The 25,818-nt window shown below is 66.8% G+C and carries 21 protein-coding genes and 1 tRNA gene; 13 read left to right on the top strand and 9 right to left on the bottom strand.

Annotation, left to right across the window (positions count from 1 at the left end; all coding sequences use genetic code 11):
• The first annotated feature begins 50 nt into the window (after positions 1 to 50).
• From bcp to AC5RWA_RS17105, 8 genes are all read left to right on the top strand, one after another.
• The gene (gene bcp / locus AC5RWA_RS17140; protein ID WP_494058458.1) at positions 51 to 524 is read left to right on the top strand and encodes a thioredoxin-dependent thiol peroxidase; all 474 of its coding nucleotides are present in this window, start codon (positions 51 to 53) and stop codon (positions 522 to 524) included.
• Positions 525 to 621: 97 nt separating this feature from the next.
• Positions 622 to 706 (top strand) — tRNA-Leu (locus AC5RWA_RS17135).
• A gap of 261 nt (positions 707 to 967) precedes the next feature.
• A complete protein-coding gene (locus AC5RWA_RS17130) occupies positions 968 to 1,642 on the top strand; it encodes a fasciclin domain-containing protein (RefSeq protein ID WP_079597724.1) in 675 nt (224 codons plus the stop codon).
• A gap of 154 nt (positions 1,643 to 1,796) precedes the next feature.
• Positions 1,797 to 3,467, top strand: a complete 1,671-nt coding sequence (locus AC5RWA_RS17125; RefSeq protein WP_494058457.1) for an ABC transporter substrate-binding protein — start codon at positions 1,797 to 1,799, stop codon at positions 3,465 to 3,467.
• 79 nt (positions 3,468 to 3,546) lie between these two features.
• A complete protein-coding gene (locus AC5RWA_RS17120; protein WP_476245302.1) occupies positions 3,547 to 5,049 on the top strand; it encodes a malate:quinone oxidoreductase in 1,503 nt (500 codons plus the stop codon).
• Between the two features lie 69 nt (positions 5,050 to 5,118).
• Positions 5,119 to 8,349: an efflux RND transporter permease subunit gene (locus AC5RWA_RS17115; RefSeq protein ID WP_494058456.1), complete on the top strand. Its 3,231-nt coding sequence runs from the start codon at positions 5,119 to 5,121 to the stop codon at positions 8,347 to 8,349.
• Positions 8,350 to 8,462: 113 nt separating this feature from the next.
• Complete coding sequence (locus AC5RWA_RS17110) at positions 8,463 to 9,572, top strand: LLM class flavin-dependent oxidoreductase (protein ID WP_079597720.1); 1,110 nt, start codon at positions 8,463 to 8,465, stop codon at positions 9,570 to 9,572.
• Positions 9,572 to 10,042 carry a MarR family winged helix-turn-helix transcriptional regulator gene (locus AC5RWA_RS17105; RefSeq protein ID WP_079597719.1) on the top strand — a complete coding sequence of 157 codons (471 nt, stop codon included), beginning with the start codon at positions 9,572 to 9,574 and terminating at the stop codon, positions 10,040 to 10,042. The genes AC5RWA_RS17110 and AC5RWA_RS17105 overlap by 1 nt, the downstream gene beginning before the upstream one ends.
• Before the next feature lie 37 nt (positions 10,043 to 10,079).
• On the opposite strand, the gene AC5RWA_RS17100 is transcribed toward AC5RWA_RS17105, so the two are convergent.
• Both AC5RWA_RS17100 and AC5RWA_RS17095 read right to left on the bottom strand, forming a co-directional pair.
• Positions 10,080 to 10,886, bottom strand: a complete 807-nt coding sequence (locus AC5RWA_RS17100; RefSeq protein WP_494058455.1) for a transglutaminase-like domain-containing protein — start codon at positions 10,884 to 10,886, stop codon at positions 10,080 to 10,082.
• A gap of 74 nt (positions 10,887 to 10,960) precedes the next feature.
• A complete protein-coding gene (locus AC5RWA_RS17095) occupies positions 10,961 to 11,782 on the bottom strand; it encodes a hypothetical protein (RefSeq protein WP_494058454.1) in 822 nt (273 codons plus the stop codon).
• Positions 11,783 to 11,924: 142 nt separating this feature from the next.
• Between AC5RWA_RS17095 and AC5RWA_RS17090 the strand changes: the two genes are divergently transcribed.
• Positions 11,925 to 12,584: a DUF1684 domain-containing protein gene (locus AC5RWA_RS17090; RefSeq protein ID WP_079597716.1), complete on the top strand. Its 660-nt coding sequence runs from the start codon at positions 11,925 to 11,927 to the stop codon at positions 12,582 to 12,584.
• A gap of 79 nt (positions 12,585 to 12,663) precedes the next feature.
• Here AC5RWA_RS17090 and AC5RWA_RS17085 read toward each other — a convergent pair whose 3' ends face one another.
• From AC5RWA_RS17085 to AC5RWA_RS17065, 5 genes are read right to left on the bottom strand one after another with little or no spacing between them, the layout of a single operon-like run.
• Positions 12,664 to 13,821 (bottom strand): cysteine desulfurase family protein, encoded by a 1,158-nt coding sequence (locus AC5RWA_RS17085; protein ID WP_494058453.1) that lies wholly within the window; start codon positions 13,819 to 13,821, stop codon positions 12,664 to 12,666.
• 7 nt (positions 13,822 to 13,828) lie between these two features.
• The gene (nadC, locus tag AC5RWA_RS17080) at positions 13,829 to 14,746 is read right to left on the bottom strand and encodes a carboxylating nicotinate-nucleotide diphosphorylase (protein WP_079597714.1); all 918 of its coding nucleotides are present in this window, start codon (positions 14,744 to 14,746) and stop codon (positions 13,829 to 13,831) included.
• Positions 14,739 to 16,529, bottom strand: coding sequence for an L-aspartate oxidase (gene nadB, locus AC5RWA_RS17075; protein WP_494058452.1), 1,791 nt, complete (start codon positions 16,527 to 16,529; stop codon positions 14,739 to 14,741). The genes nadC and nadB overlap by 8 nt, the downstream gene beginning before the upstream one ends.
• Positions 16,530 to 16,546: 17 nt before the next feature.
• Complete coding sequence (nadA, locus tag AC5RWA_RS17070; protein WP_494058451.1) at positions 16,547 to 17,851, bottom strand: quinolinate synthase NadA; 1,305 nt, start codon at positions 17,849 to 17,851, stop codon at positions 16,547 to 16,549.
• A complete protein-coding gene (locus AC5RWA_RS17065; protein WP_079597711.1) occupies positions 17,848 to 18,558 on the bottom strand; it encodes an NUDIX hydrolase in 711 nt (236 codons plus the stop codon). The genes nadA and AC5RWA_RS17065 overlap by 4 nt, the downstream gene beginning before the upstream one ends.
• A gap of 223 nt (positions 18,559 to 18,781) precedes the next feature.
• Between AC5RWA_RS17065 and AC5RWA_RS17060 the strand changes: the two genes are divergently transcribed.
• From AC5RWA_RS17060 to AC5RWA_RS17050, 3 genes are all read left to right on the top strand, one after another.
• The gene (locus tag AC5RWA_RS17060; RefSeq protein WP_494058450.1) at positions 18,782 to 20,161 is read left to right on the top strand and encodes an amino acid permease; all 1,380 of its coding nucleotides are present in this window, start codon (positions 18,782 to 18,784) and stop codon (positions 20,159 to 20,161) included.
• A 157-nt stretch (positions 20,162 to 20,318) separates the two neighbouring features.
• A complete protein-coding gene (locus AC5RWA_RS17055; RefSeq protein WP_079597760.1) occupies positions 20,319 to 21,146 on the top strand; it encodes an alpha/beta fold hydrolase in 828 nt (275 codons plus the stop codon).
• 95 nt (positions 21,147 to 21,241) lie between these two features.
• Positions 21,242 to 21,889: a phosphoribosyltransferase gene (locus AC5RWA_RS17050; RefSeq protein ID WP_494058449.1), complete on the top strand. Its 648-nt coding sequence runs from the start codon at positions 21,242 to 21,244 to the stop codon at positions 21,887 to 21,889.
• Between the two features lie 81 nt (positions 21,890 to 21,970).
• On the opposite strand, the gene AC5RWA_RS17045 is transcribed toward AC5RWA_RS17050, so the two are convergent.
• Complete coding sequence (locus AC5RWA_RS17045; protein ID WP_079597708.1) at positions 21,971 to 23,302, bottom strand: MFS transporter; 1,332 nt, start codon at positions 23,300 to 23,302, stop codon at positions 21,971 to 21,973.
• 254 nt (positions 23,303 to 23,556) lie between these two features.
• Here AC5RWA_RS17045 and AC5RWA_RS17040 point away from each other — a divergent pair, with 254 nt between their 5' ends.
• Positions 23,557 to 24,291 (top strand): IclR family transcriptional regulator, encoded by a 735-nt coding sequence (locus AC5RWA_RS17040; protein ID WP_079597707.1) that lies wholly within the window; start codon positions 23,557 to 23,559, stop codon positions 24,289 to 24,291.
• A 53-nt stretch (positions 24,292 to 24,344) separates the two neighbouring features.
• Here the strand turns inward: AC5RWA_RS17040 and AC5RWA_RS17035 are convergent, their stop codons facing one another.
• Positions 24,345 to 25,739, bottom strand: coding sequence for an MFS transporter (locus tag AC5RWA_RS17035; protein ID WP_494058448.1), 1,395 nt, complete (start codon positions 25,737 to 25,739; stop codon positions 24,345 to 24,347).
• Positions 25,740 to 25,818: the final 79 nt, after the last annotated feature.

Below are 25,818 nucleotides of genomic sequence, written 5' to 3'. Positions count from 1 at the left end.
CCTCCCCCTTACTAGGCTGTTGTGACCCGCCTGCAACAAGGAGAAAAACATTGGCCGACAGACTCGTTACCGGTGATGAAGCGCCCGGTTTCACATTGAAGGATTCAACCGGCAAGGACGTTTCCCTGTCCCCCGGTGCGGGCCGCCATACAATCGTCTACTTCTACCCGGCCGCTTCCACTCCCGGCTGCACCAAGGAAGCCTGCGACTTCCGTGACAGCCTCGCTTCACTGCAGTCCGCGGGGTACGACGTCCTGGGAATCTCGCCGGACCCCGTCGAAAAGCTGGCCAAGTTTGCTGCCAGTGAGGAACTGAGCTTTCCCCTGCTCTCGGACCAGGACCATGCTGTAGCGGACGCCTATGGCGCCTGGGGTGAGAAGAAGAACTACGGCAAGACCTACCAGGGCCTGATCCGGTCAACCATCGTGGTGGATCCGGAGGGCAAGGTGGCGCTCGCCCAGTACAACGTCCGCGCTACCGGCCATGTCGCCAAGCTGCGCCGCGACTTGAAGCTGGACGCCTGACCGGCAGCGTTGCCTGCTCCGGTCGTGCCGGGGCAACGCTACAATAAAGACTGGCATCCGCCGTCGTACCTTTTGTGTGACGCCGGCAGGACGCCTGGCGCGAGTGGTGAAATTGGCAGACACGCAGGATTTAGGTTCCTGTGCCTTCGGGCGTGGGGGTTCAAGTCCCCCCTTGCGCACCAAGAAATACAAAAATCCCCTGGTTCACTACCGGGGGATTTTTTGTGTTTATGCCCTGCCAGGCACCCGGGAACTGTTCCCCGAAAAAGGCCTGATTCGTACCCCTCCGAAAAACTCCTTGGATTCCACCCATCCGTATCTGCGCATCGGCCGAATACCCAGTGAGACACCAGCCAAGGGCAGGTGCCCGCCAGCCAGACAAGAACAATGCCGTGAACACCAGTCCGCGGCAGGCATAACGCCATAATCCAAGGAGAACTCACATGCAGACAATCAAGCGCACAACTTTCACCGTCGCAGGCGTTGCAGCTGCAGCTCTGCTGAGCCTGACCGCGTGTGGCGGATCCGCCGGCTCCTCAAGCTCCTCGGCACCGGCCGAGTCCCCCGCACCTTCCAGCATGGCCCCGTCCCCGTCGGCCAGTTCCTCGGCCGCAGCGATGGACCCCGCCGCCAACCTGGTGGGCCCCGGCTGCGCCGGCTACGCCGAGCAGGTCCCCACGGGAGCCGGTTCCGTTGAGGGCATGGCCCTTGACCCGGTGGCAGTTGCCGCCTCCAACAACCCGATCCTGACCACCCTCACCGCCGCTGTATCCGGCAAGCTGAATCCCAAGGTGGACCTGGTGGACACGCTCAACGGCGGCGAGTTCACCGTCTTCGCCCCGGTGGATGAGGCCTTCGCCAAGATCGATGCAGCCACCATCGAAACACTGAAGACCGATGATGCCCTGCTGAGCAAGATCCTGACCTACCACGTTGTTCCGGGCCAGATCACTCCTGACAAGATCGCCGGCACGCACGCAACCGTCCAGGGTGGTTCGGTGACGGTTACGGGCAGCGGCGACGCACTCAAGGTTGACGATGCCAGCGTCATCTGCGGCGGCGTCCAGACCAAGAACGCCACCGTTTACCTGATCGACTCGGTGCTGATGCCCAAGTAGCCCCCGGCAACCCACGCCTTCTGAAGCCGTGCCCGCACAAGCGGGTACGGCTTCAGTTCTGACCGGCCTCCCCGGGAGCCGGGACCCGGTCAACTAGACTGGGTCCCGCGGCCCGCAAGCGGCGGAGCCGGCAAGATCCAGAGGTGATAAACGAGTGCCCAGCAGTACATCGCGGCGCGCGGTCCTTAAGGCCGGCACCGTCCTCCTGGCGTTGGGGGCAACCTCGTGCACGGCAGTACCGTCCCCCTCACCGTCGTCGGAATCACCCAGCGCCACAACCCCTGCCGAGCCCACCGCCACCTTCAACTTCGGCACCGCCGCACAGCCCCTGGGACTGGACCCCGCCCTCTCCAGCGACGTGGAATCCCAGCGCATCACCCGCCAGATCCTTGAAGGCCTGGTGGGCGTGGACCAGACCACCGGCAAGCCGACACCCCTCCTTGCTACTGAATGGAGCGAGTCCAACGAGGGCCGCTCCTACACTTTCACGCTCCGCACCGGCGTCACCTTCCAGGACGGCACGCCGTTCAACGCCGACGCTGTCTGCGCCAACTTCAACCGCTGGTTCGCCTTCCCGGCAGACCTGCGCCGGCAGGCACCCGGCAGTTCCTTCAAGGGAGTGTTCAAAGCCCACTCGGACGAGCCCGACCTGTCTATTTTCAAGAGCTGCACCGCCCTCTCTGCAGACACTGTGCGGATCGACCTCACCCAGCGCTTCACGGCGTTCCTCCAGGCCCTGACGCTGCCGGCCTTCGCCATGGCGTCTCCCGCGGCCCTGGCGTCCGGCACCGCGGACGTCCTTGACCAAAGCCGCGGCGGGCGGCCAGTCTCCGCCTTCGCCACCCGCCCTGTGGGCACAGGCCCGTTCAGCTTCGCGTCATGGGACGAGCAGAGCGTTACCTTGGTGTCCAACAACACCTACTGGGGCGACCGGGGACAGATCGCCACCATCAACTTCATGGCATACAACCACCCCCAGACCAGGCTCCAGGCCCTGCTGGACGGAAAGATCGACGGCTACGACGCCGTCACGGTGGGGAACTTCGACCAACTGGTCAAACGGGGTAAGCAGATTGTCCAGCGCGATCCGTTCTCGGTGATGTACGTGGGCATCAACCAGGACATCCCGGTGCTGCAGAACCAGAAGGTCCGGCAGGCAATCGAAATGGCAATCGACAAGGACACCCTGATCCGCAGGTTCTTCATCGACAACACCGCCAGGGCAACCCAGTTCGTCCCTCCCAAGATCAGCGGCTTCAACAACGATGCCCCCGAACTGGGCCACGATCCGGCCAAGGCCAGAGAGTACCTTAAGGAAGGCGGCTACGCGGGCGAGGAACTGAAGTTCTACTACCCGTTGAACGTCACCCGGCCGTACCTGCCCACTCCGGAAAAGGTCTATGCCGAGATCAGCCGGCAACTGACGGCTGTGGGGTTCAACATCCAGCCTGTCCCCGTGGACTGGTCGGACGGCTACCTCCAGAAGGTCCAGTCACCCGGCGACCACGCGCTGCACCTGCTTGGCTGGAACGGATCCTATTCCGACGCCGACAACTTCGTGGGCCCCCTCTTCGGTGAAAAGAACGGTGAGTTCGGCTACCAGGACCCGCAGGTCTTTTCCAAGATCAACCGGGCACGCGGCCTGCCGGAAGGCGAGGAACGCGATGAGCAGTACCACACCATCAATGCCCAGATCGCAGCCACCGTGCCGGCGGTTCCCATCGCCTTTCCCATCTCGGCCCTGGCCCTGTCCGACCGTGTGGTGAGCTATCCCGCATCGCCGGTCTTAAATGAAGTTTTCACGAAGGTGCAACTAAAGCCTTGACGGACTGGTCCAATTTCAGTATGTCGGCTGCCCGGGGATATTCTGTGACAGCCAGAGCCGCTGCAATCGGAGACTGATCGTGACCTTCATTTCCAAGACCCCACATGCCGACGTCGTCCTGATTGGCGGCGGCATCATGAGCGCCACGCTGGGGGCATTTCTCAAGCAGCTGGAGCCGAACTGGACCATTTCCCTGTTCGAGCGGCTGGACCAGCCCGGACTGGAAAGCTCCGACCCCTGGAACAACGCCGGAACCGGCCACGCTGCCCTCTGCGAACTCAACTATTCCCCTGCAGCCAAAGACGGCTCAGTGAACCCTGCCAAAGCCCTGCTCATCAATGAGCAGTTCCAGCTCTCCCGGCAGTTCTGGTCCCACCTGGTGGACCGGAACCTGATCGGCTCGCCCAAGGGCTTCATTAACACGGTCCCGCACATGAGCTTCGTGCTCGGCGAGGACCACACCCGGTTCCTGAAGACGCGGTATGAGGCGCTGAAGCCCCACACCCTGTTCCGGAGCATGGAGTACTCCGAGGACCACGGCCAGATCGCCAAGTGGGCGCCGCTCATCGTCAAGGGACGCGACCCGAAGCAGCGCATTGCCGCCACGCGCGCCGTCGAAGGGACCGACGTCGACTTCGGGGCACTCACCCGGGAGCTGACCACCTACCTCGGGAACAACGGCGTCGAAATCAATTACGGCCATGACGTGACCGGAATTTCCCGGGCGTCCGGCGGCGGCTGGGACCTCTCCCTGAAGTACCCGAAGTCCGGTGAACACGGCAAGATCCACGCCAAGTTCGTCTTCGTCGGCGCCGGCGGCGGTGCCCTCCACTTGCTGCAGGCCTCCGGCATCCCGGAGAGCAAGGGCTATGGCGGCTTCCCCGTTTCCGGCCAGTTCTTCCGCTGCACCGACGAAACCATCGCCGCCCAGCACAGCGCCAAGGTCTACGGCCAGGCGTCGGTGGGCGCTCCCCCCATGTCCGTCCCGCACCTGGACACGCGGTACGTCAACGGCAAGCGGTCGCTGCTGTTCGGCCCCTACGCCGGGTTCTCCACCAACTTCCTGAAGAACGGCTCCTACCTGGACCTGCCGCTCTCCATCCGCCCCGGCAACATCATCCCCATGCTGGCCGTGGCCAAGGACAACATGGACCTCACCGCGTACCTGATCAAGGAAGTGGCCAAGCGCCACGGGGACAAGGTCGAGGCGCTGCGCGAGTACTACCCGGAGGCCAAGGACGGCGACTGGGAACTGATCACCGCCGGCCAGCGTGTACAGATCATCAAGAAAGATCCGCAAAAGGGCGGCATCCTGCAGTTCGGGACTGAAGTGATCGCCGGCCGTGACGGCTCCATCGGTGCGCTCCTTGGCGCCTCCCCCGGAGCATCAACCGCTGTTCCCATCATGATCGAACTGCTGCAGAAGACGTTCCCCAAGAACTTCAAGGGCTGGCAGTCGAAGCTGAAGGACATGATGCCCGGCTACGGGGTGAAGCTGGATGAAAATCCGGACCTCGCCGTCGAGCTGGAGCAGGCAACCGCCAAGTCCCTCCAGCTGGAGGGCGTTTCCGCCAGCCGCTGACCCTGCCGGGGTCAGCGGCCGGCACCATCGGGTCCGCACCAGTTAGTCAACCCCACAGGAGTTCATGCGATGTTCCGGCTGGCACACCTTTCACTGGCGAACCGGGCGCTGATCGCACTGATCACTGTTTTCGCTTCCGTTTTCGGCGTAATCACCATGTCGTCGCTGAAGCAGGAGCTCATTCCCTCCATTGAGTTCCCCCAGATCACGGTGCTGACTGCCATGCCGGGGGCCTCTCCGGAGGTGGTGGACAAACAGGTCAGCGGGCCGCTGGAGACTGCATTGAACGGCGTGGAGGGGCTGGAATCCACCTCCTCCACGTCGCGCAACGGGGTTTCGCAGATCACCATGGTCTTCACCTACGGTTCCAACCTGGACCGGGCACGGAACCAGATCGACCGGGCCATCTCCAACGCCAAGCGGTCCCTGCCGGAGGACGTCCAGCCGCAGGCCATTGCCGGCAGCATCAGCGACTTCCCCATCGTGTTCCTCGCGGTGTCTTCGGACAAGACCCTCAGTGAACTGAATGCGGACCTCCAGCGGCTGAGCGTGCCCCGGCTGCAGAAGATCGACGGCGTCCGGGGCGCTGATGTCACAGGCGGCGCCTCCCAGCACATCGAGATCCTCCCCCGGAGCGACGCCATGGCGTCTGCCGGAGCGTCCCTCACGTCCATCCGGGATGCGCTGGCAAACAACGGCGCGCTGCTGCCGGCCGGAACGCTGGAGGAACAGGGCAAGACGCTCTCGCTGCAGATCGGCAGTCCCGTCGATTCGCTCGACGCCATCAAGGCCCTCCCGTTATCCGGAGCAAAAAATGCGGCCACCATCGGCTCGGTGGCGGACGTGTCCCTCCAGGACGACGAGCGGACGTCCATCACCCGCACCAACGGGACTGAAACCCTGGCCGTGTCCGTCACCAAGAAACCCGAGGGTGACACGGTGGGCATTTCGCACGCAGTGCGGGACACCCTGGACGAACTGGAGGCAGAGCTCGGCTCCAACGCGAAGTTCACTCCGGTCTTCGACCAGGCACCCTTCATCGAAAAATCCATCAAGGACCTCACCACCGAGGGACTGCTGGGGCTGGGCTTCGCCGTCGCCGTCATCCTGGTCTTCCTGATGTCCGCACGCTCCACCCTGGTCACCGCGGTATCCATCCCGCTGTCCCTGCTGATCACCTTCATCGGGCTCTCAGCCACCGGCTACTCGCTCAACATCCTCACTTTGGGTGCGCTCACCATCGCCATTGGCCGCGTGGTGGACGACTCGATCGTCGTCATAGAGAACATTAAGCGCCACCTTACCTACGGCGAGGACAAGGTCACCGCCATCCTCACGGCCATCCGCGAAGTGGCCGGCGCCATCACGGCCTCCACGTTGACCACCGTTGCCGTATTCCTGCCCATTGCCTTCGTCGGCGAGCTGGCAGGTGAGCTGTTCAGGCCCTTCGCCCTGACCGTCACCATGGCGCTGCTCGCATCCCTGCTGGTCTCGCTGACCATTGTTCCGGTGCTCGCCTACTGGTTCCTCCGGACCCCCGGTGCCTCCGGAAGCTTCCAGCCTGATTCCCCCGCTGCCCGGTCATTTGCCGCCGAGGCGCGGGCGAAGGCCCAGGAAGCCGAACAGCGCAGCAGGCTGCAGCGGGGCTACCTGCCCATCCTCAGTAAGACGCAGAAGCACCCCGTCATCACCCTGGTGGCAGCAGTCCTGGTTCTCGGCGCCACCGCCGCCATGACCCCGCTGCTCGCCACCAACCTCCTGGGCAATTCGGGCCAGAACAGCCTGACGGTCCGCCAGGTGCTGCCGGCCGGAACCAGCCTGGCGGACACCAGCGCCGCGGCCATCCGCCTTGAGGAGGTCCTGCGCGGGATCGACGGCGTCAAGGACGTCCAGGTGACGTCCGGCAACGCGCAGGCCGGCTTCGCCGCCCTCATCTCCACCGGCTCCTCCAACTCGACGTTCACAGTGGTGACCGACGAGAAGGCAGACCAGGTGCAGCTGCAGGACACCGTCCGTTCGGAGCTGGCCAAGGTACCGGATTCGGGCAAGGTTTCCGTGGGAACGCAGCAGGGCGGCTTCGGCACGTCCTCCACCGTGGATATCACCCTCAAAGCCGCCACCACGGCGGATCTGCAGGCAGCCAGCGACACCATGGTCGAAGCGATGAACGGTGTGCCCGGCACCAGTGAAGTGGCAACCAACCTTGCCGCCACCCAGCCGGTGGTCCAGGTCAAGGTGGACAGGGCCAAAGCCGTGGCGGCCGGCCTCAACGAGGAACAGGTTGCAGGCGTCCTGGCATCCACCATCAGCCCCATCCCGGCAGGGGAAGTACGGATTGACACTGATGACTTCCCCGTCCAAATCGGCAAGGGCACCAGGTTCACCAGCATCGAAGCCGTCCGGAACATTCCACTGCCGGCAGGGGGCGCCCCCGTCACCCTGGGCAGCATCGCCTCCGTGGAGCAGGTGGAGGTCCCTGTGTCCATCACCGCCAGCAACGGCCAGCGGACCGCACGGGTGTCTGTGACGCCGTCGGGGTCCAACCTTGGAGCGGTCAGCGCCGAAGTCCAGAAGCGGCTCGCGGACGTGCAGCTTCCGCCGGGCGTCACGGCGGAAATCGGCGGAGCGACAACCCAGCAGGCCGAGTCCTTCAGCCAGCTTGGCCTGGCCCTGCTGGCGGCCATCGCCATTGTGTACGTCATTATGGTGGCCACCTTCAAGTCCCTTATCCAGCCGCTGATCCTGCTGGTCTCGGTTCCGTTCGCTGCCACCGGAGCCGTGGCGTTGCTCCTGGTGACCGGCGTCCCGCTGGGCCTGCCGTCCCTGATCGGCATGCTCATGCTGGTGGGCATCGTTGTCACCAATGCCATCGTGCTGATCGACCTGATCAACCAGTACCGGCAGCCGCGGGACGGACAGCCGGGCATGAACGTTGCCGACGCCATCACCCATGGCGCCCGGCAGCGCCTCCGGCCCATCCTGATGACCGCACTGGCAACCGTGTTTGCCCTGACCCCCATGGCCATGGGGCTCACCGGCGGCGGAGGCTTCATCTCGCAGCCGCTGGCGGTAGTGGTGATCGGCGGCCTGATCTCCTCCACCGCCCTGACCCTGGTCCTGGTCCCGGTCCTGTACAGGCTGGTGGAGGGCCGGCGCGAGAAAAAGGCCCTGCTGCGGGAGCTTCAGGAACGTCCCGAATTCGCGGCTGCCACCGATGTGGACGAGGAATTCCAGGACTGGACCACCGGCATGGTTCCGAAGGTCAGCGGACGCCGGGCGGCTCCCGGCAGCACCGAGTAAAACAGCGGAATATTTTCGTGCGGGATGCGTTGTATCCGTCGATAGATGCAAATGCATCTAAATTGGTCTACACTGGAACCAAGCCAGCAAGTCCACGAACGGAAAGGCACATCATGCAGATCGGTGTTTTCAGCGTCAGCGACATCACCACGGACCCCACCACGGGCCGGACCCCCACCGAGAACGAGCGCATCAAGGCCTCCGTTGCCATCGCCAAAAAGGTCGAAGAAATCGGCATGGATGTCTATGCCCTGGGTGAGCACCACAACCGGCCGTTCTTCTCCTCCTCCCCCACCACCACCCTCGCCTACATCGCCGCGCAGACCGAACGCATCACGCTGTCCACGGCCACCACGCTCATCACCACGAATGATCCGGTCAAGATTGCCGAGGACTTCGCCATGCTCCAGCACCTTGCAGACGGGCGCGTTGACCTGGTGCTGGGCCGCGGCAACACCGCCCCGGTCTACCCGTGGTTCGGGAAGAACATCCAGGACGGCGTGGAGCTGGCCATCGAAAACTACAGCCTGCTGCGCCGGCTCTGGGACGAGGACACCGTCAACTGGTCGGGCAAGTTCCGCACGCCGCTCCAGAACTTCACCTCCACCCCGCGCCCGCTCGACGGCGTCGCCCCCTTCGTCTGGCACGGCTCCATCCGCACCCCGCAGATCGCGGAGGTGGCTGCCTACTACGGCGACGGATTCTTTGCCAACAACATCTTCTGGCCCAAGGAGCACTACCAGCAGCTGATTGGCCTTTACCGTGAGCGCTACGAGCACTACGGGCACGGCAAGGCGGACCAGGCGATCGTGGGCCTGGGCGGCCAGTTCTTCATGCGGAAGAACTCCCAGGATGCCGTGAAGGAATTCCGGCCCTACTTCGACAACGCTCCCGTCTACGGCCACGGACCGTCGCTGGAGGACTTCACATCGCAGACACCGCTGACAGTCGGCAGCCCCCAGGAAGTCATCGAAAAGACCCTGACGTTCCGTGAGTACTTCGGGGACTACCAGCGGCAGCTGTTCCTGATTGACCACGCCGGGCTTCCACTGAAGACCGTGCTGGAGCAGCTGGACCTGTTCGGCGAGGAAGTCCTTCCCGTCCTGCGCAAGGAGTACGCTGCCCGGAAGCCGGCGCACGTCCCCGAGCCGCCCACCCATGCAGCCCGCGTGGCCACGCTGCTGGCCTCGCAGGACGCCGAGAAGACCTCCGCGGAGGCGTGATGGCTGCCGGAGGATCGGAATCACCCGTCCGCCTTGCCGCGGAGACCTGGGAGTCGCTGTTCCGGGCACAGGTGGCGGTCATGCGGAAGCTGCAGTCGGGCCCGGCCTTCCGGAAGCTCGCGGTGAATGAGTACGACGTCCTGTTCACGCTCTCCCGCTGCCCGTCCGGCTGGCTCCGGCTCAACGAGCTCAATGACAACGTCCTGTTGAGCCAGTCCAGCCTGAGCCGGCTGGTGGAGCGGCTGGAGAAGCGGGGGCTGGTGGCCAGGATGCCGGCCCCGGAGGACGGCCGCGGCGTGCTGCTGAAACTGACCGACGAGGGGCGGGAACTCCAAAAGGAGATTGGCCGCGAGCACGTGCGTGACATCTCCGCGCTGGTGGGCCCGGCCCTTACGGCTGCGGAGCAAAAGGAACTCCGAAGGCTGACCGACAAGCTTCGGAGCTCCCTGGGCCCGCGCCCGCCCCGCTAGGCAGCAGCACGCGTGGGCCCCGGCAGGTGGCAGCCAGTCAGCCCAGTTGCACCAGCCGGGCAGGGTCCTCGACGGGCAGGTCGCCGTTCACCACGGCGGTGACCCCGAGCTGGTTCAGGACCAGGCTGCCGCCCACGGTGGACAGGAAGGCAGTGTCGGACGAGTCCCGGCCGGCCGTGATGCGCAGCATCGACTCCCGCGGGGCCAGCCCCGTGGGGTCGATGACGTGCCAGGCACCGTCCACGTGGGCCTCGGCCACCGCGTGGAAGTCCATGGGGCTGAGGCCGGGCGCGTAGACCGCCGCCAGCCGCGCCGGGATGTCCTTTGAGCGAAGCAGGGCGATGGCCAGGTGTGCAAAGTCCCGGCACACGCCGCGCCGGCTGAGGAGCGTTTCCACCGCCCCGTCCGTGCCCCGGGATGAGCCGCTGAGGTAGCGCAGCTCGCCGTGGACCCAGTTGCGTACCGCATGCAGCAGGTCGCTGCCCTGGTCAGAGTCGAATTCCGCATAGGCGGTGGGCAGCAACCGGTCTGATTCCGCGTACCTGCTGGGGCGGACGTACCGGATGCGGTCCGCCAGGTCTGCGTCCTCCGGTTCCGCCCTGCCGGCCACGGTGGCGGAGTACTCCACGGTCACGTCTGCGGGCTCCGCGAATTCCATGTAGTGGAGCCGGCCGCCGTGGTGGTCGGAGACCTCGGTGAGCGGGACCTGTTCGCCGCCGGCCATCACGGACAGGGATTCCTCAAACGAGGAGTAGCCGCTGTTCCTCGCTACGGCGATGGCCATGGCCACCTTGGTGTTGGCTACGGTTCGAAAGGCCAGGCGTGCGGAAACAGAGCGTTCCATGAATCTCCGGGGGTATCGGCGTCGGAAGGAAAGCCGCCGTTTGCCCCGGCACCTGTGGGAGCCGGAAACGGGGACTAGTTTTTGATCTCCAGAGACATTAGCATCCGCTGGACGTTCGCGAATTCCGAACTTTCGCCGGTGTACTCAGCGGCCTGGCCCAGGGTGTCGAACGCCTTTGCCGGAGCCACCTTTTCATCCGGCGCGAAAGCCTTCAGGGACACCACGTCGCCGAACGACCAGTCTCCCTTGCCGGCCGGTCCGCGCACCACATTCCGAAGCTCGCAGGCCTGGTTGTCCGCACCGCCCACAACGTTGGTGATGCCGTAGGAACCGAAATACCGGTAGCCCTGGATGACGCGGAAGACCATACGCGGCGGGATGGTCCCTTCACCGCCCTCGGCGGATACGTCCACGGGAACGCTGCTGATCACCGTATATGCCTTCCGGGAGCCTTCCGGGCATTCAGCGGACGACGGCGGCAGGCCCGTCCGCAGGGCAGCGATGTACGTGCCGTCGGGCTTCTTCACCTCGATCTTGAGCGCTCGGGGCAGGGTGCCTTCCTCCGGGGCCACCGATTGGGCGATCCACTCCTGCGGCAGTTCGAAACTCACCGTCTTTGCGGGATCCGAGAACGTCTTCCAGGCAGAGGCGGTGGCAGCACCCTGCGGCGTTGCGGAAGCGGAAGCATCGCCGGTGGCTGACGGCGTTGCCCCGGCAGACGGGCTCGAGGTTCCGGAGGCCCCCGGGCGTTCCGAGCTGTCCGGCGGCACTGTCGGACCAGGCTGCGCCGTCCAGCCCGGACCGCTGCCCTGCGGACTTGAGCAGGCCGCCAGGACAAGCGCGACCGCCAGCAGTGGTGCCCCGGACAGGACTGTCTTTGATGCCTTGCCTCTCATGAAGCCAGCCTAGCCGCGGAGCCTGTGCCGGCCGTCCACCCGGCGGGCGTTTCCTGCCAGGTCCCGCGGGCCGGAACCGGTGCACCCGCGGGGCGTGTCGCCGTCGGACGGGTGTGCCTGCCCCGGGGGCTAGGCTGGGGCTATGGCGGAACAGCACGGCATAGCCGAAGAAACCCCGGCGGACATCTCCGCCGTCGACATTGCAGACTGGCGGCTGCGGACATTTGCGCTGTATGACAATGTCCGGAAGCTTTCCGCGGAGAATCCGGCGGAGGCGCATTCCTACTGGCGGCACCAGCGCGACCTAATGTTTGCCACACACCCGGCGTCCGCGCTGACCGCGGCAGACAAGGCACGGTTTTCGGGGCTGAAGACTGCGGACTACGATCCCATCTACCGCTTCCATGTGCCGCTGACCAAGGAAGGTGCCGGCCGCGAACTGACCGTGGATACGGGCACCGACGGCGTGGTCCGCTTCATCCGGCTGGGCACGTTCGACCTGCCGGAGATGGGGCAGCTCGCGGTCTGGAAGCTCCACGGTTACGGCGGCGGCATCTTCGTGCCCTTCCGCGACGCCACAGCAGGGCAGCCGGGTGGAACCTACGGGGCAGGCCGGTATCTGCTGGACACCATCAAGGGCGCTTTCCACGGCGTCCAGGGCACCGGCCCCGGTGCCACGTTCGTCCTGGACTTCAACTTTGCCTACAACCCCTCGTGTGCGTACAACGAGGCCTGGGCATGCCCTTTGCCCGGCCCGTCCAACAGGCTGGCCGTGGAGATCCCGGTAGGCGAGCTTTACTGACGAGTGACGGATCCATTTTCCTCCCCCGCCCTCGTGGAGGAACAACAGCCCGTCCACCGCCTGCTAGGACCAGGCACCGCTAGCCCGCGCCGAGGGTCCTGACACTCGCGACCGCCGTGCTGACTGCCCGGGCAGCGGCGTCCAGGTCTTCCGTCGTCACCGACGCGTCAAAACTGAACCGTACCGCCGTCTGCGCAACCTCGGCGGAAATCCCGAGGGCGGTCAGCACGGGTGAGGGCGCATCGGAGCCGGCGGCGCATGCTGATCCGCTTGAGCACACTACACCCTGGCGTTCCAGTTCCAGGAGCACGGATTCGCCGCTCGTCCCGGGAAAGCAGAACGACGCCACGGATGGAAGCCGCTCTGTGGGATGGCCGGTGAGGACCGCCCCGGGTACAGCGGACAGCACGGCACTGATGAACGTGTCCCTGAGCGCCGTTACCCGCACTTCCTGGTCCCGCTGCCGGGACTGGGCAAGCGTCAGGGCGGTGGCCAGGCCAACGGCTCCCGCCACATTTTCCGTCCCGGAGCGCCGGCCGCGTTCCTGGCCGCCGCCGTGGATGACCGGCTCCAGCCTGGTCCGGCCGCGCACGAACAGCAGGCCGCAGCCTTTGGGCGCACCGAGCTTGTGGCCGGAGATGCTCATGGCATCAACGCCCAGCGCCTTGGTGTCCAGCGGCAGCCAGCCCCCCGCCTGGACGGCATCGGTGTGGAAGGGCACACCGTACTCCCGGGCCAGGGCGGCCAGCCGGGCGACGGGCTGGACGGTGCCCACCTCGTTGTTGGCATACATGACGCTGACAAGAGCGGTTTCCGGCCGGAGAAGGCCGGCCAGTGCTTCCGGCGTAACCTGGCCGGTGCTGTCCACGGGAAGCACATCGACGGTGAAGCCGTGGAAGCGCTCGAGGTACCGGGCTGACTCCTCCACCGCGGGATGTTCGACGGCGCTGATCACCACCCTGGTCAGCGCCGGGTCGGCAGCCTGCCGTGCCAGGGCAATACCTTTGACGGCCAGGTTGTCCGCCTCCGTGCCCCCGGAGGTGAACGTCGCCTCGCCGGGCCGGCAGCCGAGGACGGCAGCAACCGAGGCCCGCGCATCTGCGAGCGCCCGGGCCGCTGCCTCACCGAGGCTGTGATGGCTCGAGGGGTTTCCGAATTCGCCGGTCAGGTAGGGCCACATGGCGTCCAGCACTTCCCGGCGGACCGGGGTGGTGGCGGCGGCGTCGAGGAAGATCACGGCGTGTTCACCGCACGGTCAGTTCGACGTCCAGGCCGAGGTCCAGGGCCGCCACCGTGTGGGTGAGGGCACCGACGGAGATGACGTCCACACCCGTCGCGGCGATGGCTGCAACGGTCTCCAGGTTGACGTTTCCGCTCGCTTCCACCCGTGCCCGTCCTGCCACCAGGGCCACGCCCGCCTTCAGCTCGTCCACGGTGAAGTTGTCCAGCATGATGGTGTCCACGCCTGCGGCCAGGACGGGTTCGATCTGGTCCATGCGGTCCACTTCCACTTCGAAGTGCGTGGTGTGGCCCAGCTGGGCCTTGGCGGCCAGCAGGAGTCCGGTGAGCTTGGCCGGGTCCCCGCCGGTCATGACGGCCAGGTGGTTGTCCTTGGCCAAAACGGCGTCGGAGAGGCTGTAGCGGTGGTTGGCTCCCCCGCCGCAGCGCACGGCGAACCGTTCCAGGACGCGCAGCCCGGGGGTTGTCTTGCGGGTGTCCGTGATCCGGGCGGACGTGCCCTGCGTGAGCTGCACGAACTCGGCGGTCCTGGTGGCGATGGCGGACATCCGCTGGACCAGGTTCAGCGCTACCCTTTCGGCAAGGAGCACCGACCGCGCCGGTCCGTTGACCCGGGCGAGGTGGGTTCCGGCGTCGAACGTTTCCCCATCGCCCACCAGCAGCTCAACGGAGGTGCCGGGATCCACGAGCTGCATGGCGTCCCGGAAGACTGTTGCCCCGCTCAGGACGCCGGGGACGCGGGCGTTCAGTACGGCCGTGGCGCGTGCGTCCGCGGGAATGAGGAGCTGGGACGTGATGTCACCGGCAGGAGCGTCCTCGGCGAAGGCGCGTTCGAGGATCTCCCGGACGGGCGCCGCGGGCAGGGTCAGCGCGGGGGCCGCGTGCCTGCGGGTGGCCTGGTCCAGCACGGAGTGTTCAGTCATTGAGGAGGCTCGCTTTCGGGCGAAGGGAATACGTTTCGGGTTCGTCGGGCTCGTCGCTGCGGTAATGCGCCCCAAGGGAGTCGCGGCGGGCAAGCGCGGCAGCGACCAGCAGCCGGGCTGCCAGCAACAAATTCCGGTCCTCGAGTTCCACAGGATCGCCATCCCCGCCGGCAGCAACAGCATCGGGAAGAACGACGGCGGCCCACCGGTCGAGGATTCCGGCCGCCTCTACCAACAGTTCCTTGGAGCGCAGCACCCCGGCATGCGAAGTCATCAACCGCCGAAGAGCATCCCGCGAAAACGGCTCCCCTCCCCCACCGAAGGTGGCAAGCAGGCTCCCACCCGAAGCACCCGATTCGGCCGCCGCGTTGATCGGAAGCCCTTCTGAAGGTGACCCGCCCTCGTCGACTGCCGGGGCTCCGGAAGCGTACGTCAAAGGGAGGCCGCCCGCGGCCGAGCTAGTACGCGGAGGAGCGCCGTCAGGCGACACCCAAGCAGAACCGGAAAGAAAGGATTGAACAGCGCGGCGCCCGAAGACGAGTCCCTCGAGGAGGGAGTTGCTGGCCAGCCGGTTTGCCCCTTGGACGCCGGTGCAGGCAGCTTCGCCGGCAGCGTACAGGCCGGGGATGCTGGTGCGGGCGTGGAGGTCGGTGGTGATGCCGCCCATCCAGTAGTGGGCAGCGGGCGCGACGGGGACCAGTTCGCGGGTCCAGTCGATGCCGGCCTCGCGGGTTTTCCGGGTGAGGGTGGGAAACCGGCGTTCGAGGAAGCCGGTGCCGCGGGTTTCTTCGATGACCCGGGCGTCCAGGTAGACGTGGCCGTTGGGGTCGCCGAGCTTGGCCAGGTGCAGGGCGATGCTGCGGGACACCACATCGCGCGGGGCAAGTTCGGCGTCGGGGTGGTAGGCCCGCATGAAGCGGCGGCCACCGGCATCCAGCAGGATTGCCCCTTCACCGCGGACGGCTTCGGAAATCAGCAGGGGCCCGTCCAGACGGGCGGGGTGGGCCGTGGCCGCGTTCACCAGGCAGGTGGGGTGGAACTGGAAGAACTCCAGGTCTGACACGGCGGCGCCGGCGCGGACGGCGAGCGCGAGGCCGTCGGCTGTGGCCACGGCGGGGTTGGTGGTCTGGGCGAACAGCTGTCCCGCTCCCCCGGTGGCCAGGAGGACAGCGTCCCCCTGGAGGCTGCAGCGGCGGCCGTCCCGCAGGTACTCCAGGCCGGTAACCTTGCGGTCCCGCTGCACGAGGGCGGTGGCATAGGCCTCGGCCAGGACGGTGAGCTTTCCCTCCGCCTCCCTTGCCAGTACCGAGCGGATGAGGCCTTCAGCCACCTTGGCGCCGGTGGCATCGCCGCCTGCATGCAGGATGCGGGGGGCACTGTGTGCCGCTTCCAGGCCCAGGGCCGGGCCGCCGTCGTGTGCCAGGTCGAAACGCACGCCGAAGCGCTGCAGCCCTGCGATGTCCTGGCACGCTTCGGTGCACAGCAGGCGGACGGCGTCCTCGTCGCAGTGCCCGGCCCCGGCCTGGAGCGTGTCGGCAATGTGCGCAGCCACGGAGTCTCCGGGTGCGGGGTCGGCGAGCACGGCCGAGATGCCGCCCTGGGCGTACCAGGTGTTGCTTTCATCCAGCTGGCCCTTGGTCAGCAGGACAACGTCTGCGCCGGCGTCCGCTGCCAGCAGCGCGGCATACAGGCCGGCGATGCCGCTGCCGACGACGATCAGCCGCCGCCGCGGGACGCTGCCAGCGTTGCCCCGCGGCTGGGTTGCCGCCCTGTGGGCGGGCATGTTCGGCTGCCTCTTCATTATGGCCTGGCGGCGAGCATGCGCTCGAGCGCGGTCCGGGCGTTGGCCTGCACGGCGTCGTCAACGGTGATCCGGTTGACCACCCGGCCGGCAACGAGTTCCTCGAGCACCCAGGCGAGGTAGCCCGGGTGGATCCGGTACATGGTGGAGCAGGGGCAGATCACGGGGTCCAGGCAGAAGATGGTGTGCTGCGGGTATTCGGCCGCCAGCCGGTTCACCATGTTGATCTCGGTGCCGATGGCAAACGTGGTGGGCTCGGTGGCGCCGGCGATGGCCTTTTTGATGAAGTCCGTGGAGCCCGCCGAATCCGCAGCGTCCACCACCTCCATGGGGCACTCGGGGTGGACGATCACCTGGACACCCGGGAAATCGGCCCGGGCTTTCTCGATCTGCGCCACGCTGAAGCGCTTGTGGACGGAGCAGAACCCGTGCCACAGGATGACCCGGGAATCCAGGAGGGCCTGCTCGTCATTCCCGCCGAGGTCCTTGCGGGGGTTCCACATGGGCATCTGCTCCAGCGGCACGCCCAGGGCCTTGGCGGTATTGCGGCCCAGGTGCTGGTCCGGGAAGAACAGCACGCGGCGGGCCCGCTGGAAGGCCCATTCCAGGACGGTTTTGGCGTTGGACGAGGTGCAGACAATGCCGCCGTGCTCGCCGCAGAAGGCTTTGAGGGCTGCGGAGGAATTCATGTAGGTGACGGGGATGACCGGAACCCGGCCGTCGGCGTCGGGCTCGGAGCCGAAGATTTCCTCCAGCTGTTCCCAGCACTCAGCCACGGAGTCGGCGTCCGCCATGTCGGCCATGGAGCATCCGGCGGCAAGGTTGGGCAGGATGACGGCCTGTTCGGGGGTGGAGAGGATGTCTGCGGTTTCGGCCATGAAGTGGACGCCGCAGAAGATGATCGCTTCCGCGTCGGGCCTGGTGAGTGCGGCGTTGGCCAGCTGGAAGGAGTCACCCACGAAGTCCGCGTACTGGATCACTTCGTCCCGTTGGTAGAAGTGGCCCAGGATCACGGCGCGGTCCCCCAGTTCAGCCTTTGCCGCGAGGATACGTCCGGCCAGCTCGGCGTCGCTGGCCTGCTTGTACTCCTCGGGAAGTTGACCCTGGCGGGGCGTGCCGGCCGGGGCAACGTCGGCACTGGACGCTCCGGGACCGTAAGCGGGCACGCCGGCGAGGGCCTCGGCCAGGTCGTAGTCCCACGGGCCCTTGGCGAGGGCGGGGCTGCAGGTGCTGCCCTTCGCCGCCGCGCCTTTTTCGGCCTGTTCGCGCGTGATCAGCTGGATTGCTGTGTTGACGCTGCTCATAGTGTGCTCCTGTTGTCTGGGTCAAGGCCGGGCCGGCCGGTAAAGCGGTAGAGGCGTGGCGGGCGGTGCTTGCCGCCCTGGAGGAAGTGGTCTGTTTCTTCGATTTCGGGGGTGGACCTGAGTTGCCGGCGGAAGTTTGCGGGATCCAGTTCGCGGTCCAGCACCGCCTCGTAGACTTCCCGGACCTGCGCCAGGGTGAAGTACTCGCCCAGCAGGTGGTAGGCCACGGAGCCGTAGGCAAGTTTGTTGCGCAGCCGCCACAGCGCGTAGTCCACGATGGCGTTGTGGTCGAACGCCAGGTCCCCAAGGCGGTCCGCGCGGAACCACCTGACGTTCTCCGAGACGTCCGCCAGGGCAGCCTCCGTCGGCTGGACCAGCGCCCAGTAGACGATCGAGACCACGCGCTGGGTGGGTGAGCGGTGCAGGCCGCCGAAGGCGTACAGCTGTTCCAGGTAGCTGGGGGCCAGCCCGGTTGTCTCCCGAAGGTTCCGCGACGCGGCGTCCTGCAGCGATTCGCTGTGCGTGAGCGGCCCGCCCGGCAAAGCCCAGAGTCCCTTGAAGGGCTCCCGGATGCGGCGGACCAGCGGCAGCCAGAGCGTGGGCCGGCCGGACGTCTCGCTGGGCCGGAGCGCGAAAATGACGGTGGAGATGGCCAGTGACGGCGGCGCAGCCTGGCGCTCCGAGACATTCGCTGAGCTGCTGTACATGCTTCCACCGCCTTCGGCCGATTCGGGCGCTGGGCGCCCGCTTTAGTTATGGTCATCGTGACCAAAACTAATTCTACGGGCATTCCGGCCGGAATGGGAAATGTTTCCGGCCGCACGTAGTCCGGCACCGGATCTGCCGGGTACGGCCGGCGCCCCCAACACGGTAAATTCAAGTGGTCCCACGAGGAGCCCTTTCCCTAGACCCCAAGAAGGTTCAGCCCGCATGACAACGAAGTCCGCCACCGCGCGTCCGCACAGCCACCTCGGCCACAACATGAAACCCCGCCAACTCACCATGATGGGACTGGGCAGCGCCATCGGCGCAGGACTGTTCCTCGGGTCGGGGGCCGGCGTCCAGGCGGCAGGCCCCGCCGTGCTCATCTCCTACCTGGTGGCGGGAACCCTCATCATCCTGGTGATGTGGGCGCTGGGTGAGATGGCTGCCGCGAACCCGAACAGCGGCGCCTTCTCCGTCTACGCCGAACGGGCCATGGGCAAGACCGCGGGCGCCACCATCGGCTGGCTGTGGTGGCTGCAGCTGGTGGTGGTGATCGCTGCGGAAGCACTTGGCGCAGCGGGCCTGCTGTTCTCCGTCTGGCCCGTGGTTCCCGTCTGGGCGCTGGCACTGGTGTTCATGGTGGTGTTCACCGGCATCAACCTTGCCGGCGTCCGGAACTTCGGTGAGTTTGAGTTCTGGTTCGCCATCCTCAAGGTGGCGGCAATCGTGCTGTTCCTGGCCGTGGGCGCCGCCCTGCTCCTGGGCATCCTTCCGGACGTCGCGTCCCCCGGCCTGGCCAACCTCACCGCAGATTTTGCCCCGCAGGGCCTGGGCGGCGTTGCGTCGGCGCTTTTTGTGGTGATCTTCGCGTTCGGCGGCACGGAGATCGTTTCGGTGGCGGCCGCGGAGACCGAAGACCCTGAACACAGCGTGGGCAAGGCCATCCGCACCGTGGTGTGGCGCATCCTGGTTTTCTACATCGGTTCGGTCTTTGTGATTGCCGCCGTGCTGCCGGCCACCTCCGAAGGTTTGGCCTCACCCTTTGCGGGCGTCCTGGAAGCGGCCAGGATCCCCGGCGCCGCAACCGCCATCACCCTGGTGGCCGTCGTCGCCCTCCTGTCGGCGCTGAACGCCAACCTGTACGGGGCGTCGCGGATGGTCTACTCCCTGGCCGAGCGGGCGGAGGCGCCGCGCTTCCTGTCCCGGCTGAGCGGCGCGAGCGTCCCGATGCTGGCGGTGGGCGTGTCCGTGGCCTTCGGCTTCATCGCCACGGTCCTGGAACTGCTGTTCCCGGAGCGGATCCTGCCTGCCCTGTTCCAGCTGGTCGGGTCCACCTGCCTGGTGGTGTGGGGCAGCGCACTGGTGTCCCAACTGGTCCTGCGGCGCCGCGCCGACCGTGACGGCACTCCCCTGCCCCTGCGGATGAAGGGATTTCCGGGGCTTACCATCCTGGGACTGGTCCTGCTGGGCCTTATTTTCGCGGTGGGCTTCAGCGCCGACAGCAGCCGGGTGCAGCTCTTCAGCACCTTCGCACTGATTGCGGGCATTGCGGCAGCCTGCGCAGTCGGTGCCCGGCTCACCGGCCGGACACGGCAGGACCGGTAGGCCGCGCCCCCGCTTGGAGTGGAAGGGGGCAGCGGGCCTCGGTTTTTCCGGTTCGCCCGGCAGGTAGAGTGGTGCCTACCTTCGCGGGCACGGCTCCGAAGGATGAGGAACCGTAGCGCCGGGTCCCCGGGCGCCGTAGTTGATGAGGACTGACACCATGAGCGGCAGGCACACAGGGCAGCAGCAGACGCACACCGTGGAGGGCACCGACCCGCAGCTGTATGTGGCGCTGCATGATCCCGCCGTTGACGCCGGGCTCCGGCCGGTCCTGCTGCTCCACGGCTTCTCTTCCTCCTCCAAGCTGAACTGGGAGGACACCGGCTGGGTGGCCGCCCTCCTCGAGGCCGGACGCCGGGTCATCACCGTAGACCTGCCGGGCCATGGCCGCAGCGGCGCCCCCGAGGACCGCGACTCCTACTCCCCGAGCAGGATCCGCGCGGACCTGCTGCAGACAGCGTTCGACGCCGGCGTGCGGCCCCTGCAGGACGGTGACCCTTCCAGCGGCCTGGACGTTGTTGGTTATTCACTGGGTTCCCGGCTCGCCTGGGAGTTTGGGGCCACCCAGCCTGAACTCGTCCACCGCCTGGTCCTGGGCGGGCCGAACATTGCCGATCCGCTGGCCGAGTTCGATCTTGTGGCCGCGCAGGACTACCTGGCCGACGGCACGCCCATCGCCGACGAATCCACGGCCAGGCTCCTGAAGATGGCCCTGCTGCTGCCCAGTAACAACATCTTCGCGCTGCTCTCCCTGGTGGAGGCGATCAAGGCGGAACCCTACGACCCGTCCGAAGCCGTCCCGCACGTGCCGATGCTCCTGGTGGCCGGTGACCAGGATGAACGGATTGGTAGCCTGCCGAAGCTTGCGGAGCTGGCGCAGAACGCCGGCTCTATGGCCGAGCAGCTGGTCCTGCCGGGGCGGAACCACACCAACGCTGTCACCAGCAGGGCGTTCAAGCAGGCCGCCATCACGTTCCTGTCGGTCTGACGTCCGGTTTCCCCAGCGGAACGTCCGCCGAACGCACCGTGCCGGGTTCCTGGCGGTAGGCTGAAACCGGGGGCCTGGAAAGCCTGGAGGAGCAGATGGCTACGCTTTTTGAAGACCGCACGGAGGCGGGTGAGCGCCTGGCCGCGGTGCTTCCGCAGTTCCGCGAGCGGCCGGACACCCTGGTCCTGGGCCTCGCCCGCGGCGGGATCCCGGTGGCCGCTGCTGCAGCAAAGGCCCTCTACCTTCCCCTGGGAACCGTCCTGGTCCGCAAGCTGGGGATTCCGGGCCATGAGGAAACGGCCTACGGGGCGCTGGCGTGGGCACGCGGCCGCACCGTCCGGCTGATCAACAAGCCCTTGCTGGACCGCGTGATGGAGCACGGTGTCCGCCCCGAGTGGCTGGACGAGGTGGAGAAACGCGAGCGCGCCGAACTGCTCCGGCGGGTGGACGTCTACCCCGGAACCGGCCGTGACGTTGCCGGCAAGACGGTCCTGCTCATCGACGACGGCCTGGCCACCGGGGCCACCATGCGGGCCGCCGTCGAGGCCGTTCGCGAGGGCGGTGCGGCCGCGGTGGTTGCCGCCGCCCCGGTGGGGTCCATCGACGCCGAAGCCTCGGTAGAGCGGGTCTGTGACGCCGTGCTGTGCCTGCACGTACCGGGCAAGTTCCGCGCGGTGGGCAGCTTTTACCGGCATTTCGAACAGCTGACCGACGACGACGCCATCGGCTTCCTGAAGCAGTAACAGCGCCTGGAATTGGCAGGCAACGACGGCGGGCCCGGACTGGAGAAGTCCGGGCCCGCCGTCGTCATGGGACGGTGGGGATTAGTGGTGGCTGACGCCCAGCGGCCGCCCCTTCGTTTCCTTTGCCAGCAGCACCCCGATGGCGGAAATGACGCACAGCACCATGATGTAGATGCCAATGGACCCCGTCCATCTGGTCGTCTGCAGCAGGAATTCAGCGATGGTCGCGGCGAAGGCGCCGCCCAGGATGGCGCCAAAGGCGTATCCGATGGAGATGCCAGAGTACCGGACATTCGCGGGGAACATCTCGGCGTACATCGCGGACATGGGACCGTAGGACAGGCCAAGGCCGATCGTGAGGACGAAGAGCGCCAGGCCGTAGAGCCAGATGTTTTTGGTGTCGATCAGGGCGAACATCGGGATCATCCAGGCAAAGATGATGGCGTAGCCGGTGAGGAAGGTCTTGACCCGCCCGATGCGGTCCGAGAGCCAGCCGCCGGCCAGGGTGAAGATCAGCCAGCCGAAGGAGGCCAGGGTGGTGGCCAGGAGGATCTGCGGGGTGGGCATCTGCAGTGTGCGGGTGGCGTAGGCGATGAAGAAGGCGATCAGCAGGTACCCCGCCGCGTTGTTGGCGATGAAGATCATGGTGGAGTACAGGACCGGCTTCTTGTGGCTGCGGACCAGCTCGCCCAGGGGCGCCTTGCTTTCCGCTTTCCGGGCCGCCATTTCCTGGAAGACCGGGCTTTCGGCCACGGCCCGGCGGATGAGGTAACCCACCACGATCAGGACGATGGACAGCAGGAACGGCACCCGCCAGCCCCAGGCAGCGAAGTCCTCACGGGACATGCTGCTGTTGAGGAAGAACAGCAGGCCGGTGGCAAGGATCATGCCGATCGGCACGCCGATCTGCGGGTAGGCGCCGAACAGGCCGCGCTTGTTCAGGGGCGCGTGTTCCACGGCCATGAGCGCCGCGCCGCCCCATTCGCCTCCGGCGGAGAAGCCCTGGATGATCCGCAGGAGGATCAGGAGGATGGGAGCCCAGGCGCCGATCTGCGCGTAGGTGGGCAGCATGCCGATCAGTGCGGTGGCGGCACCCATCATCACCAGGGTAAAGACGAGCATGGCCTTGCGTCCCAGCCGGTCGCCGAGGTGGCCGGCGACGACGGCGCCCAGGGGCCGGAACAGGAAGCTGATGCCGATCAGGGCAAAGGAGAGGATCTGCGCCAGCCCCGGGTTGGACTGGTTCAGCGGCGCCAGGAACAGCGGTGACAGCAGCGTTGCGGTCAGCTGGGCGAAGATGAAGAAGTCGTACCACTCGATGGTGGTGCCGACGAGGGTGCCGGCGAGGACTTTGCGTTCCTCCTGCCGGGTACTGGGACCGGCAAGAGTGTCCACCTTGGAAGGTGTGGTCATTGAAACTCCATTGTTTATCGGCAGCAGTGCCGCCGGGACGCCTTCATGATTACCGACAGAACGGTCAGTTAGTTAGTAGGGTACTACGAAAATGTGAGGCGGGACACGCCTGACGCAAACTTTGCCATGATGGACTCCGGAAGCAGTGAGTTCTATATTGGAACCGCCTGTTCTTATTCAGGAACGCTAGCCTTGTAAGGGCTGCTCAACAAGAGCCGCAGTACCGCGGCGGACGGCCACCTAGGATGGACACCATGACTCCCACCGCCGCAGCCCCGGCCGGAGCAGCGCCGGCACAGGCTTCTCCGTCCCAGACTCTCTCCCGCGGGATCCGCGCCCTGGAAATCCTCGCAGCGGCGCCCGGCCCGCTGACCATCGCAGAACTGGCCGATGCCATGGGTGTGCACCGCTCGGTGGCCTATCGGATCCTGCGCACCCTTGAGGACCACTCGCTCCTGGTCCGGGATGACGCCGGCCGGGTGCAGCCGGGACCCGGGCTTGCGGTGCTGGCGCGGGGAGTTTCGCGCAACCTCCAGACGGCCGCCCTCCCCGAGCTCACGCACCTGGCCAACACCCTGGACATGACAGCGTTTGTGGCGGTGTGGGACCACCACGACTGCATCACCCTTGTCACGGTGGAGCCCCGGCATTCAGGGGCAACGGTTGCCCAGCATCCCGGTACTCGGCATCCCATCAACGCCGGCGCTCCGGGTATCGCCATCCAGTCGGCAATGACCGAGGCCGAATGGGACCGGCTGAACACGGGCGTCCCCTACCGGGCGGAGGCCGGCGAGGCCCGCCGGAACGGATACTCGGCCAGCCACGACGAAGTGATCGCCGGCGTATCGTCCCTGGCAGCCCCGGTTCGGGTTCCGGGTGGACGGCCGGCAGCACTCGCCGTCGTCTACATCCGCTCATCACACGAGCCGGAAAGGGTCGGCGCGGCACTGGCCGAAAGCGCGGCCCGGATCGAGCGCCAGCTGGCCTGACGGCAAGGGCGCCATCGCCTTAAGGAGCAGCCCTGCGGGATTGTTTCCGTCGGTCAGGGCACCTGTGTCCGGTTGCGTTTGCGGCGGAGGACGACGGCGGCAGCAGCTCCCAGGAGGGCCAGCGACACCGCGGCGCAGACGGGCACCAGGAAAGCCGCGTGATGGCCGCCCGCCTCGGCGAGGTGGCCGCCGATGGACGAGCCAAGGGCCGTACCCGCCACAATGCCGCTGGCCAGCGCCGTCATGACCGTGCCAAGGCGTCGTGCCGGCGCCACCACACCGCCGACGGCGAAGACAGTCACCATGACCGGCCCAACCGGGAGCCCCAGGATCAGCAGCACCGCCACCATCGCGGCCAGCGACGACGGCACCAGCAGGAGCAGTGCCAGCGCCGCCATCAGGCCGGCGCACAGGACCCAGCGCCAGGACAGGCTGAACCGCCGGGGCCAGTAGGCGACCGACAGTGCGGTGGCCGCTGAACTCAGGCCCATCACGGCGTACAGCAGGCCGGCGATTTCCGAGCCGGCGAAACCTGCCGAGAAGGAGCTGAGGGCAGCCTGCGTTGAGCCAAAGAACGTTCCCATGCAGACCATGGCGAACACGGGCAGCGCGACCGCCGGCGGGATTCTGCCGGCAACCGGGACGGTGCCCGTCGCCTTGCCCGCCGCCCGGCGGTGTGGCCGCACCGCACGGTGTGTGGGGTGGGCGGCGAAGGCCGGCACCAGCGTGATGGTCATGGCCGCTGCCAGTGCCAGCGGAAGCCAGGGTGCCAGGAGGCTTGCCAGGATCCCCACCAGCGCCGGTCCGAGGACAAAGGTCACCTCGTCGGCGGTGCTTTCATAGGAAAGCGCGGTGTCCAGGTCGCGCGCGTTGTCCTGCAGGCGGCCGCGTGACGTCAGGGCCATCCACCTGACCCGGGCCAGCGGGCCCACCTGTGGGCAACTGGCACCGGCCGCGAAGGCTGCGGCAAGGACGGCAGCCTGGAAGCCGGACGTTCCCATGCCGGCGGCGGCGAGGATCAAAGCCAGCACGGCTGCGGTGTTGATGACGGCGGCGGCGACCAGCACCGGCCGCTGTCCCTGCCGGTCGGCCAGGGCTCCCAGCAGCGGGGCGCCCAGTGCGGAGCCGATCCCGACCGCTCCTGCTGCAACACCGCCCACAGCGTAGGAACCGCTAACGGAGGTGACCATGGTGAGGGTTCCCACCGTCAGCATGGCAAGGGGCAACCGGGCAAAGAGGCCAAGTGGGATGAAGCTGCGGCCGGCCAGGAGGGGAAGGCGGGCGAAACGGCCGCGTCCGGCAGCCCCCGCTGAGGCGGAACGACCCGGGCCTGTGCCGGCGGCGTGGTCAGGGGAAGCGGCGTCCGGGGTGGCGTGTGGACTGGTGGCCTGTGGCGCGCCGGGGGTTTCTGTGGCGCTGGTGGTTGAAGGGGAGGCTGATGATGTCAATTCCGGGCTCGTTCAGTCATGCGCATCGTCCCTCCTCCCGATTCTCGCAACCCGGTAACTGACCCAGTATACCGCCGTA

The organism is Arthrobacter sp. 210 2, assembly GCF_059093025.1.
The sequence above is the reverse complement of the archived record's forward strand: the minus strand, read 5'-3'. Positions and strand labels throughout refer to the sequence as shown.